Genomic DNA, 12,013 nt, shown 5'->3' on the forward strand with positions numbered 1-12,013 from the left:
GGGACGGCCGACAGGTAGCCGACCAGCCGGTACGCCTGCGGGGATGCAGTGCGGAACGCCGCGACCCTCTCGGCCGGTTCGGCGTCCTAGTCACCGGGAAGCGGGACGGGCTCCGGCCCGTCCCGCGGGAGCGTCCGGAGACGCGGTGCCCGACCTTGCCGGGCGCGTCCAGACGACCATGCCGTCGATACCGCCCAGCGCACTACCGCTGAGCAGCCGTGCCAGGGGGCGAGCCACTCGGGTTCGATTTCCAGGACCGGGACCGGGACACCCTGCCGGGCCATTGCGCCCGGCAGGCGCCCGCGGCTTTCACCAGGCCTCGCCCTCCGCCGCGTTCGTCCCGCCCTGGCCCAGCGGCCGGGCCGCGTCGCCCCCCCAACTCGACCCTCAGTCCGCCGCCCTCGACCTTCCGGGCGGCGTCGAAGATGCGCTGGGTGTCGGCCTCAGGCATCTCCTGCGACGGAACGTCCAGCACCACGGTGGCGTAGCCGATCGTGCCGTCTTCGCTGATGGCGGCCGTGTCCTGGTACGGGCTGCGGACCTGGCCGACCTTGGGCAGCCCGGCAACGTCGTCGAGCATGGCGTCACCCGCTGCCTGGTGAGGGCGCTGGTACGAAGCGGCCCGTCCCTCCTTCAACAGTCTCGATCTTCCAGCCCGGTGGCGGTACATGCACTCTGGCAGCATCGGCCACCGTGGCCGACTCCAATTCGACCACGGCCTCGAACCGCACATCCTCGAACTCAGCATGCCCGGAGAAGATCGCCCCGCCGAAATCGGCCAAGCCGGAGAAGGTCGCCCAACTGAACCTGGCGTCCCCTGAAATGCTCACCGCGTCGAACTCGGCATCTCCGGAGAAAGACGCCCAAAAGAACACGGCGTGCCCCGTGAAGGTCGCCTCAAGGAACACGGCGTCCCCGGAAAAGGTCGCCTCGGTGAAGACGGCGGATCCAGGAAAGGTCGCCCCGCCGAACACGGCGTCCCCGGAAAAGGTCGCCCCACGGAATATGGCATACCTAGTGAAGGTCGCCCCGCCGAACACGGCATCCCCGGAGAACGTTGTGTTGGTGAAGTCGACGTGGTGGATAGTGCAGCCAATGAGGAAGAAGTCGGTGAGAGTGGCGCCGGTCAGGTCCAGGTCGATATCGGCCCAATGGTGTTCGGCGGTGGGATGCAGGTGGGTTTGCAGAAGGCGTTGGGCGGTGAGGCGAACCTGGTGTTCCTCGTGCGGATCCGGGCCGTGAGGTAGGGGGGCGGCGGGGATGGGTCGGTTATCGCGGGCGGCGCGGTAGCGGGCTGCGTTGCGGCGGGTCCGTTCCCGGTGTTCCTCCTCTGGGCCGGGGCGATCGGCCGGGGGCGGGGTGTAGGGCATGCGCAGGTAGGCACAAATGATGTTGACGATCGTCTGCTGGTGTCGCGGGTTGTCGTTGGCCAGGCGTTCCAGGGTGTACAGCGCTGTGAGCCGGACGGGGGCCTTGTCGGAACCGAGTTGCTCGGCGGCGGCGTTGTACAGCTCGGTGATCCGCCGCTCGGCAGCATCGCGGCGGCGCTCAGCGGCGTCCAGTTCATCGAGCGCGGTGGCAAGCTCGGCGTGCCGTTGCCGGCGAAACGCCAGCATCAACCCGACCGCCGCGCCCGCCCCGGCGCCGGCGGCCAGCCCGGTCCGGACCGCGTCCACTCGGATCTTCGCCTTGTCGGCAGCCGGGGCACCGTCAGCGACGTCCAGAAGCCAGGCAGTGGTCAGCCAGACCGCCAGCGCAGCCGCACAGGCGGCCGCCAGCATCCAGAATCCGGCTGCCAACGGCCGCACCCGCGGAGGGTTGCGCTCGCGTGCCTCCCGCGCCCGGGCCCAGTGCCGCGATACCGGCTCCACCCCGCGTCCCGCTCGTCCGTTCACAGCCGATCAGTCAACGAGACCGATCCACTCCCTCGCCACCGGATGGCCACATCGGGGCAGGAACCTTTGCGGATCGCGGCCTGAGTTTCTCGAACACCGCTTGTCGTCAGCCAGCAAGATGAGGTCTTCTCTAAAACTCCGTCCACGCACGTCACGAGGGGACCGACGGCTGAACCAGGACATCGCAGGGGCTTCCACGGCCTATGGCGACTCGTTGGCGGCTCTGTGGCTCCGAAACAGATCGGCACGCGGCGGCATTGTCCGCCGTGAAAATCGAACTCGATACGGACAGGCCGGGTATGGAACGGCATCGATAGCACCATACTGATATGACAATCTCGGACTTTTAATCCGCGGGGTGTAGAGCCGTCGGGACCTCCTCACCCACAGCGTCCGCCTCCCGGAGACCATGGTAATGGGACTGCAGCATCCAAACTCCATCGACACGCACCGACGAACACCGTGTTCCTTCAGAGGCGGAGAGGCCTCGGCCTGTGATCTTGTTGGTAGTAGGAGCCCAGTAGGCTGGGGCGTCGGGGAGCCAATCAGGGAGCCACCGTGGTCGGCCCCATCTAGATCTGCCACGACTCCCCCGGACGTTTCCGCAGGTGAGAGGCCCCCCGATCGACTTCCATCGACCTTGATCGACTGGTCTGCTGTGCCACCGGTCAAGAAGTCCTCTTCGCCCACGGTCTAGCTTCGATCTTTCGTGGCTGACCCGGTTGGCTGGTCGGTCAGGAGCGTGCTCGGCGTAGGTCCGTTCGCCGCCGGATCGGGCTGAGCGTGGCGGGCGGCGAAGGCTTGGGAATGCGGAGTCGGCGAGTCGGGCGCCCTTGCGTTCGCATTCGCCGCCCGGCCTCCAGTTCGGTTCTCAGGCGGTCGAGATGAACGAGGACCTCACCATGGAGCGGCCAATCGGGGCTGTCGGCCCACAACAACTCGCCCAGTTTCACGCGCTCTTCGTGCGCGGCGCCCAGGTGATAGGTGAGCGGGTCCTCGAGGTCGGTCGTTCCTGTGGCGAACTGCTGGCGCCGCATCCGCCCGTAGGTGCCCAGCGCCGAGGCCAGATGTCCAAGTGCCGTGGCCAGCCGGCTACGAGCCTCGCTCTTGGACAGTGGGTCCTCACGGTCTGGCTCAGGCTCGTTGGCGTGATCGGCGAGACAGCGCGCCAGGCCGCGGATGGTGATCCCGCAGTGCTCCAAGGCGGCCAGGGTCTCCCGTAGCGCCACCATTGCCCGGAACATTCCGATGCCTTGCGGGTTGAGGCGGATGCTCTCCTCAGCTTGTGCGAGTTCGCCGTCGACGTGTTGGACATCCCGGCTGAGGGAGCGGGCCTGGGAGAGCAATTCGCCGAACGTGCGCGGCTCGGGGCGCTTTTCCACCGCTTCGGCGATGTCATGGAGGTGGCGGGCCATGGTGCCGCTAAGGCCCTCTAGAGCCTCCTCTGCTGTTTGTATCTTGACGGGTGAGGTCAGGATTCCGGCGACCAGGCCAGTGAGCGCGCCGACGAGGGTCTCCACGATCCGCCCCGTGGCCGCAGCACCGGTTCCGAGGGACAGTATGAGCATGGCGCTGATCGGCACCTCGAGGATGTAGTTGCCCAGCCGCATCAAGAATCCGCAGATCAGAGCTGCAGTGATGGCCAGGCCCAGGCTCCACCAACTGAATCCCACCTGGCTCGACAGTAGCGCCGCGACTATCACACCGACCACGACGCTGACGACGCGCTGCCAGACATGGCGAATGGTCTGGAACAGCGTGACTTGGAGGACGAGGATTGCCGTCAGAGGTGCGAGTACGGGCCTTGGGCTGGTGTCGGGCAACCACGACGCGAACTCGAACGAGAGAACCGCTGCCACGACCAGGCGAGCGATCTCGAAGCCCCTTGGCTGCGTTTGAAGCCGCCTCAGGCCCACTCGCGCCGGCGTGACGGCGCTCTGCGCCGCTGCGCGTATTCGCTGGTCACTGCTCATCTCATGCCCCCACAGCCGATTATCGGTTCAGGCGCACGAATGCCAGGCGGACGGCCATCGCCCCCTCCCCCACCGCCGAGGCGACCCGCTTGACCGAACCGCTCCGCACGTCTCCAACGGCCAGCACGCTGGGCAGGTTTGTCTCCAGTGGCAGGGCTTGAGGGCCGCCGGTGCGTATGTATCCCTTGTCATCGAGTTCGACCGTGTCCGCCAACCAGTCGACACAAGGGACGGCTCCGATGAAGACGAACAGCGCGCGCACGTCGAATCGGCGGACTTCACCGGTCCTGTTGTTCTCCGCCACGGCCTCCTCCAGAAATCCGTGTCCGTGCACCTCACGGATCTCCGTGTGAAGGAACACCTCTATCTCGGGGCAGTGTTCGATCCGGTCGACCAGGTAGCGCGACATGTTCTCGCCAAGCTCCGCACCCCGGACGAAGAGCAGGACCCGGGTGGCGTGCCGAGCCAGGAATACGGCCGCCTGACCCGCCGAGTTGCCACCGCCGACGATGGCCACCGGCACGTGCCGACATTGCAGCGCCTCGACCTGGGTTGCCGCGTAGTACACCCCGGCGCCGTCGTAGTCCTCCAGGTGCGGGACGTCCAACCGGCGATAGCGGGCACCGGTCGCGATGACGACCGTGCGGCCCGAAACTTCGCCGCCTCCGCCGAGGTCGACGGCATACCGCTCGTTGCGTGCCCGAAGTCCCGTGGCGTCGCCGGGCACCTGCAGCCTCGCCCCGAATTTCTCGGCTTGGATGACCGCCCGATCGGTCAACTCCGCGCCCGAGATGCCAGCGGGGAAACCGAGGTAATTCTCGATCTTGGATGACGTCCCGGCCTGTCCTCCGGTGGCGACGGCATCGACGACCATCGTGTCCAGGCCCTCTGAGGAGGCGTACACGGCCGCGGCCAACCCGGCCGGACCCGCGCCGATCACGAGAAGGTCGTGCGCCGAGGAGGCCGGTGCCGGTGGCGGTAGCCCGAGAAGCCTGGGGAGTTCGTCGTCCCCCGGATTGCGCAGCACCCGTTGACCGTCCAGGATCACGACGGGTGTCTCCGACACCGGGATGCTGAGCCCCCTGAGCAGCGTTTCGGCGTCCTCGTCGTCCTCGACGTCGATCCATCGATGCGGCAGTCGGTTGCGCACGGCGAAGTCGCGCAGTCGCCGGCAGCGGGTAGAGAACCGCGAGCCGATGATCCGCAGCCCGGCGCCCTGCGCGATGAGCAGCGAACGGCGGATGAGGAACGCGCGCAGGACGAGATCGCCGAACCAGGGTTCCCGGCCGGCCAACTCGCGCAGGCGCCAGGGCGGCACCGCGATCACCGCGCCCGGCTCGGCGACGCGGGCTGTGAGGAACGTGGGCTGACCCGTCAGCAGGCCCAGTTCGCCGAGAAAGCGTCCTGGGCCATGCACGCTGTTGACTTCGCCCTTGTCCAGCATCTCGACCGTCCCGGCCAGGATCAGGAAGAACCCGTAGTCCCGGTCCCCTTCCGAGAAGAGGACATCGCCGCGGCGAGTCGGGCGTTGTTCGCCGTATGCCGCGACCAGCCCCATCTGCTCGCGGTCGAGCCGGGGGTAGGCGCCGTTCAGATCAGGTGTCTCTTCCAAGGGTCTCCTCCACCCACGTTCGGAGCGGACCAGCGGGCACGGCGCCCGCTCTCTGGTCGATCACCTTCCCGTGCCGCATCAGCAGCAGCGTGGGAACGGCACGAACGGCGAAACGCTCCTGTATCTTCGGCGCCCGGTCGATGTCGATCTTCACGAGCTTGATCCGCCCCGCCAGTTCGTGGGCGAGGCGCTCCAGTACCGGGCTGACCGTCCGGCATGGCGCGCACCAGGTCGCCCACAGGTCGACGATCACCGGCACCGCGGAGCGCTCGGCGACCTCGGCGAAGTCTTCGTCTCCGGCTTCTGCGATCCACGGGAGCGGCCGGTGACAGTTCCCGCAGACCGGACCGCCGTCGGCGGCTGCCGGCACACGGTTCTTCTTTCCGCAGTGTTCACAACGGACGATCACCGGCTCCTCCAGCGGATGTGGTCGAAGCGCCTTGTCGGGGTCAGTCCTTGACCTCGACGTGGCGGTCCTTTTCGGTTGTGGCCTTGGGGACCGTCACGGTCAGCACGCCGTCGGCGAGGTTCGCGTCGACCCGGTCGGCATCGATGTCGCCGGGAAGGAACACTCGGTACTCGAACCGGCCGGTGCGCCGCTGCTTGCGATGCCGCAGTCCACGGCGCTCCCGCTCCTTGACCTCCCCCGTGATCGTCAGTTCCCGGTCGTGCAGCGACACGTCGACCTCGTTCTTCTTCAGGCCGGGTAGTTCGGCCTCGATCATGTAAGCGTCGTCGGTCTCGCCGACGTCCGCCGCGGGCACCCAGGGCAACTCCGTGGGGGTGCCGGCGAAGGCCGCGTTGACCAGTTGTTCCATCTGCTCGTAGAGGGCGTCGAACGCCCGCGGCCTCGGTGTGAGCATCGTGTCTCCGGAGCGGCGGACACTGGGCAGTGTCATGTTCTGACCTCTCGTATCGTCGGGACGTTCCCTAGACCGAGGGTTGCTCCGCCGTCCGGTCCGGCACATCCTCAGAGTTGACAGGTGTGGGCAGGTCCCCCGGTCATCCGACTTCCCGGATGTCGGGGTCCTCTAGATCGAGCCATCGGTCTACGGCCCGGAGACCCTCGGCGCTGATCTTGCCTTTGGAGTAGAGCCTGCGCAGCTTCTCTCGCTGCGTCCGCACCAGTTCGCGGCGGAGGCCGAGGGAGTCGGTCACCTCCTCGTCGAGGTCCTCGTCGAACTCCGTGCGGATCTGGTCCAGGAGGTCCTCGTACAACTGGCGGAAGGTCCTGCCGGTGCGACCATCGACCTCGCCGTTCTCGATGAGCTCGTCGAGCCGGGCCAGGGCCTCTTCCACCACGGCCTTCTTCGCCTCCTGGTACTCGATCCGGACGCGGTCGGACTCAGCCAGGCCGAGCCGTCTCAGCAGCCCGGGCATCGTGGTCGCACATCCGATCAGGGTGATGAACACGACGGCGCCGGTCACGAAGAGCCGCTCGCCGCGCCGTTCCGGCGGCAGGCCCGGCGCGGAGACCGGCAGGGACAGCACGATCGCCAGTGAGATCGCGCCTCGCATGCCGCTCCAGCCGATGGCGAGCCGGTCGCGCCAGGGCAGATGATCGAAGGCGATGTGCCGGCCGGGCAGATACCGGGAGAGCGGGAACACGAACTGCGTCCAGGCCAGCCTAAGGGCCACGATGACGGCCGTGACCGCGGCCGCGCCGAGAAATGCCGACGGCCATGCGGTGCCGGTCACCTCGCGCACGATCACGCGTATCTCGAGGCCGAGCAACACGAACAGTGCCGACTCCAGGAGGAAGACCAGCACCTGCCAGAACAGATGACCGGGCAGCCGGGACGCCGGTTGGAGCACGCCCTCTCCGCGCGTGCCGAGGTAGAAGCCCGCGCAGACGGTGGCGAGTACCCCGGAGAAGCCGAGCTCGTCGGCCGGGACGAACGCGAGGTACGGCGTCAGCAGGGAGACGATGATCTGGCTGCCGGGATCGCGGATCCGGCGGCGCAGGCGGGACGCGATGAACCCCACTGCCAGGCCGTACGCCACACCGCCGGCGACCACTCCGGCCAGCCGCGCTATGCCGTGGCCGAGGGTGAAGGGCGTCGTCAGCGCCTCGACGGCCAGCACGAAGGCTGTGAGCGCGACGGCGTCATTGATGAGGTTCTCCCCTTCGATGATGGTCACGATCCGAACCGGCGCGTTCAGCCGCTTCATGATCGAGATTGCGGCGACGGGGTCGGTGGGGGCGACGGCGGCACCGAGGGCGATGGCCGCCGCCCAGCCCAGGTCGGGCAGAACCCACCGCAGGACCGCGGCGACGGTGAAGGTGGTCACCGCCGTCAGGCCGATCGCGAGCGCCGTGATCGGCACTGCGTCCGCCTTCGCCTCTCGGGGGGCGCTGAAGAACGCTGCGTAGTAGACCAGCGGGGGCAGGAACCCGAGCAGCACCACTTCCGGCGGCAGTTCGATCTCGGGCATGCCGGGCAGGAACGCGATCGCCGCGCCGAGCACGACGAGCAGGATCGCTTCGGGCATCCCCATACGCGCCGAAAGGGCCCGGGAGAGTAGGACCGCGGCCGCGGTGGCCAGGACGACGATGAACACGGATTCCGGGCCCATGATCGCGGCCTTCCCCCGCAGGGCACGGTCAGCCGAACACGCAGGTAGGGAAATGTCCAAGAGGGACTGATCTGCGGACGATCACTGCCGTCAACGCTCAGCGGCACCGCTACCCGGCCGGAGGATGCAGGACACCCGGCGGCACGCAGTGTGGCGGGCGTGACGGGGGAACCACTGCTCGGCCCGGAGCTGGAGCCGCCCGGCCCCCGCCAGTATGGGAGGACTTCAAGTCCGCATGTCTTGGGACCTGCGTGCGCTCAATCCGGTCTGGGGCGTCTGTGGGCGGGAGTGTCGGCCTCCGTGTCGCCGGAACTCTTCCTGGTATGCGCGTCTGGAGGGTCGTCGGAGTGTTCGAGGACCTGCCGCGCCAGTTCGACGCGCGAGCGGATGGCGAGTTTGCGGAAGACCTGCCGCAGGTGGAACGCGACGGTGTGGACGCTGACGAACAGCTGATCGGCTATGCGCTGGTTGGTGAGCCCTTGGGAGACGAGCCCGGAGATCCGCTGCTCGGTCCCGGTGAGGCTGTCCCAGCCGGTCACGGGCCGATCGCGGCGTTCCCAGTGCCTGCGGCGCTCCCCCATTCCCCGCAGGCGCCCACGGATCCGGGCCGCGTCCCGCTCGGCGCCGGCCGCGGCGTAGCAGGAGAGAGCCTCGTCGAACCACTGGACCGTACGACCGCGCGCACCGTCCGGTCCGCTCAGCAGCATGCCGAGGTCCTCGTATGCGGAGGCGGATGACCAATGGTCGGCGTGCTCCGCCGCGGCGTGTTGCAGGAGGTCCGGATCGCCGTGCAGCAGCCCGCGGGCGTGCTCGGCGGCGGCGGCCAGACTGGGCAGCCCCGGGTTCATGTCGGCGAGCCGGTCGGCCGCAGCGACGGCCTTCTCGGCCTGTCCGGGCTCACCCGCCGCGACCGCCGTTCGGACCAGCCAGGCCGCCGCGGTCGGATCGCAGATCAGCACCCGATAGTGCTCCGCCAGGCCATCGAGGAGTCGGCTCACTCCGGGCAGGGCGGCCCGCGGCCCGTCACACGCCTCGGTCACCTGCGCCCGGATCAGCTCGCTTCGGGTCAGGTCGAAGGGAGGGGACGCCGGGCCGCCCGCGTCCTCGCCTCCGAGGCCGTGCTCAGCGGCCGTCTCGAGATCGCCGGAGCGCAGCGCCGCGATGGACAGCATGGATCGGGCACAGGCGCCCAGCAGGCGCGCCCCGACCGCGTCGGCGGCTTCCAGAGCCGCCCTCGCCCCGCGGATCGCCTCCTCTGGGCGCCCCTCAGCGAGGTCGATGCGAGATCGCACGATCGCCGATCCGGCCGCCCAGCCGTCCCGCCCGATCCCCTCGGCTCCGCCGATCCCCTCGGCTCCGCCGGTCCCCAGCACCATCGTCCGCCGCGCCTCGTCCATGAGCCTGACGTCCACCAGGAATGCGGCCAGTATCAGACCTGGGTGGAGCCGGCACTCATGCACGCCGTCGTTGGACACCTGCCGCGCACCGGTCCGCGTGAGGTCGAGCGCGCCGAGCAGATCGCCCTTGTCCCAGTCGTTCAAGGCGAGGACGATGAGCGCCCCGGTCACCAGGCCACGGCCAGGCGCGTCGCCCGCCTCGATGATCTCGCTGGCCCGGTCCAGCACGCTTCCGCTCTCCTGCAGCCCGGCCCCGGCCTGCAGGAGAGCGAGTTCGGCGCGGTCGCGCACCTCGTCCGTCAGATCAGGCATGTCCAGCACGGCCTTCGCCGTGTCCGACGCCCTGGCGGCCTGGCCCATCGGCACCAGGACGAAGGACAGCGCGGTCAGCAGTTCAGCGGTCGGCGAGCCGGAGGCGCATCGGTCGAGCGCGGCCTCCGCGAACTTCGCGGCCCCCATCAGGTCACCGACGGTGACCAGCGTCCGCATCGCCGTCATCGTGCGCGCGAACCACAGCGGATCGGCGGGCTCGGTGAGGTCGAGCGCCCGTTGGGTCAGCTCGGCGGCGACCGCCGGGTCGGTGTCGAGCATCTGCGCGCTTGCCCGGTCCAGGCTCTGGAGGACCTCTGGGACGCCTGAGACCGCCCCCGCCATGAGGTGGGCCGCCGCGGCCTTCACCCTGCCACCGTGCTCCAGCAGGGTCCTGCCGATCTGCACATGCAGAGCCTGGCGGACGGGACCGGGAATATCCGTGATCACCGTTTCGCGCACCATTTCGTGCCGGAACACAAGAGCCTCTTCATGCGCTACCAGCAGCTCGGTCGCCAGGATCGCCTCCAGTGACGGCAGGAGTTCGGAGGGGGTGATGCCAAGCAGGTCTGCGGCGACAAGGGGGTGGAACGCGGGCCCCAGCATCGCAGCCACCTCGAAGAGCCGCCGAGCCGCCGGATCCAGATCGTCCAGGCGGCCCTGGACGACGAGACGGGCCCGCTCCGGCAACCGCGAGGTGATGAGGTGGGCGTGGCCCCGGGAGATCACCACCCCGCCCTCGTCGAGCAGTCCGTTCATCAGCTCGAGGAGCAGCAGCGGATTGCCGCCCGCCTTGTCTGCGAGCACGCGCAGGTCGGCGTCAGGGCACGCACCCAAAGTGGTGGTGACCAGTTCGAGGACGGCCTCATCCGACAATGGAGAGAGCTGGAGCAGGACGGCGCCGCGCTCCTGCAACCGGGAGAACAGCCGATCAGGCTCGGCGCCGCCGGAACCGGGGCGGCGTGCGAGAATCCACCACACGGAAGACGATGCGAGTCGCATCGGCAGCGTCCGCAGCGCGAGGAGCATCGCGGGATCGGCCCATTCCAGATCGTCCAGCACGACCAGCAGCGAGGTGGACCGGGCCCGCCGTTCCAGCGCTGCCCGCAGCCGCTCAGCCGGACGGTCCCGTCCGCCGGCCGACGGCGCGGGCGAGAGCGGACCGGGCTCGTCGAGTACCGACAGCAGCAACTCCAGGTCCGCGGGCCGACGCAGTTCGGGGCTTGCATCGGCGACCACCACCGAGAAACCCTCGTCGGCGGCGGTCCGCGCTGCCTCCTCAAGCAGGCGGCTCCGCCCGATGCCCGTCTCCCCCTCGACGAGCATGACCCTCGGGCCGTCGACGCGCGTCAGCAACTCGTCAACGCTCGCCCGTTCCCGTTGGCGACCGAACGTCACCCCCGGCCTCGACGGCCCGCCATCCATGCAGGCAACGTGCCCATCATCGGGCGGGATACGCGACCGTCAACGCACCACCGTCTCATCCTTGGACAAATTAGGTCAAAATTAAATAAAGCCATACCGTCTGCGCGTCTACCGCGAATCAGAAAGCGGCAGTCCTGCTCACAAGAGCAGGTCGAACATGCGCTGGACACGCTCCCAATGCGCGGTCTGCGGGTTGCGGCGGTCCGGGAACACGATCCGGAAGGCCTGCGACAGAGCGTAGGAAAGACCTCCCGCGATCTCGGGAAGCTTCTCATCGGTGACATCGCTTACCGCGATGTCCAGCGGCGGCCGCCTCGCCAGCAGCTCAAGGATCGGCTCGACGTCGATCTCGTCGTCCAACCGGCGGAACCGGTGGATGCACTCCTGCAGGCCCTTCGTGATCGGGAGGTCGAACGGCTCGATGATGTCGCGCCCGTTCGCCTTCGCCTTGGCCTGACCGGCGAGGAGCAGGTCGTACAGCTTGGCGTCAAGGAACTCGTGGTAGCGCCGCAGATCGTTCTTGTCGACGTCCACCCCGGCGGCAGCCCTGAAGAAGCGCTCGAACCTGCTGATTCCCATCACAGCCATGGATCCACCTCCCTGACATCTCCTGACGGAGGAGAAGAAGAACTCCTTGCAGCCTCCCCGCCCCGGGGGACCGTCACATCGTCAGATCTTGTAGGCCCGGCTCACCCCGACCAGGCCGCCTGCCCGCGCCGGTCCGATGATTCGTCCGTGCGTGCCGCCTGCCCACCGCCATCCGCTCACGGAGAGTTCGCCATCGCCCCGTGGTGGGCGCCGAGCTCAGACCTACCCAGTCAGTGG

9 protein-coding genes are annotated in these 12,013 nt (G+C 68.5%); all 9 read right to left on the bottom strand.

Annotation, left to right across the window (positions count from 1 at the left end):
- Positions 1–202 precede the first annotated feature (202 nt).
- A complete protein-coding gene (locus FKD65_RS06465; RefSeq protein ID WP_168220880.1) occupies positions 203–580 on the bottom strand; it encodes an MMPL family transporter in 378 nt (125 codons plus the stop codon).
- A 4-nt stretch (positions 581–584) separates the two neighbouring features.
- Complete coding sequence (locus tag FKD65_RS06470) at positions 585–1,799, bottom strand: pentapeptide repeat-containing protein (protein ID WP_205718570.1); 1,215 nt, start codon at positions 1,797–1,799, stop codon at positions 585–587.
- 830 nt (positions 1,800–2,629) lie between these two features.
- Positions 2,630–3,868, bottom strand: a complete 1,239-nt coding sequence (locus FKD65_RS06475) for an aromatic acid exporter family protein (protein ID WP_141576615.1) — start codon at positions 3,866–3,868, stop codon at positions 2,630–2,632.
- Between the two features lie 19 nt (positions 3,869–3,887).
- On the bottom strand, positions 3,888–5,480 hold the full coding sequence (locus FKD65_RS06480) for an FAD-dependent oxidoreductase (RefSeq protein WP_240809992.1): 1,593 nt from the start codon (positions 5,478–5,480) through the stop codon (positions 3,888–3,890).
- A complete protein-coding gene (gene trxA / locus FKD65_RS06485; RefSeq protein WP_240809993.1) occupies positions 5,464–5,850 on the bottom strand; it encodes a thioredoxin in 387 nt (128 codons plus the stop codon). Before trxA ends, FKD65_RS06480 begins: the two co-directional genes overlap by 17 nt.
- A gap of 79 nt (positions 5,851–5,929) precedes the next feature.
- On the bottom strand, positions 5,930–6,379 hold the full coding sequence (locus tag FKD65_RS06490; RefSeq protein WP_141576617.1) for an Hsp20/alpha crystallin family protein: 450 nt from the start codon (positions 6,377–6,379) through the stop codon (positions 5,930–5,932).
- Between the two features lie 103 nt (positions 6,380–6,482).
- Entirely contained in the window at positions 6,483–8,057 is a 1,575-nt protein-coding gene (locus FKD65_RS06495) for a Na+/H+ antiporter (RefSeq protein ID WP_141576618.1), read from the bottom strand.
- Between the two features lie 257 nt (positions 8,058–8,314).
- Complete coding sequence (locus FKD65_RS06500) at positions 8,315–11,188, bottom strand: AAA family ATPase (protein WP_141576619.1); 2,874 nt, start codon at positions 11,186–11,188, stop codon at positions 8,315–8,317.
- A 138-nt stretch (positions 11,189–11,326) separates the two neighbouring features.
- Complete coding sequence (locus tag FKD65_RS06505) at positions 11,327–11,776, bottom strand: DUF1931 family protein (protein ID WP_141576620.1); 450 nt, start codon at positions 11,774–11,776, stop codon at positions 11,327–11,329.
- Between the last annotated feature and the right edge of the window lie 237 nt (positions 11,777–12,013).

The sequence above is a fragment of the Actinomadura sp. WMMA1423 genome, assembly GCF_006547145.1.
Classification (GTDB): domain Bacteria; phylum Actinomycetota; class Actinomycetes; order Streptosporangiales; family Streptosporangiaceae; genus Spirillospora.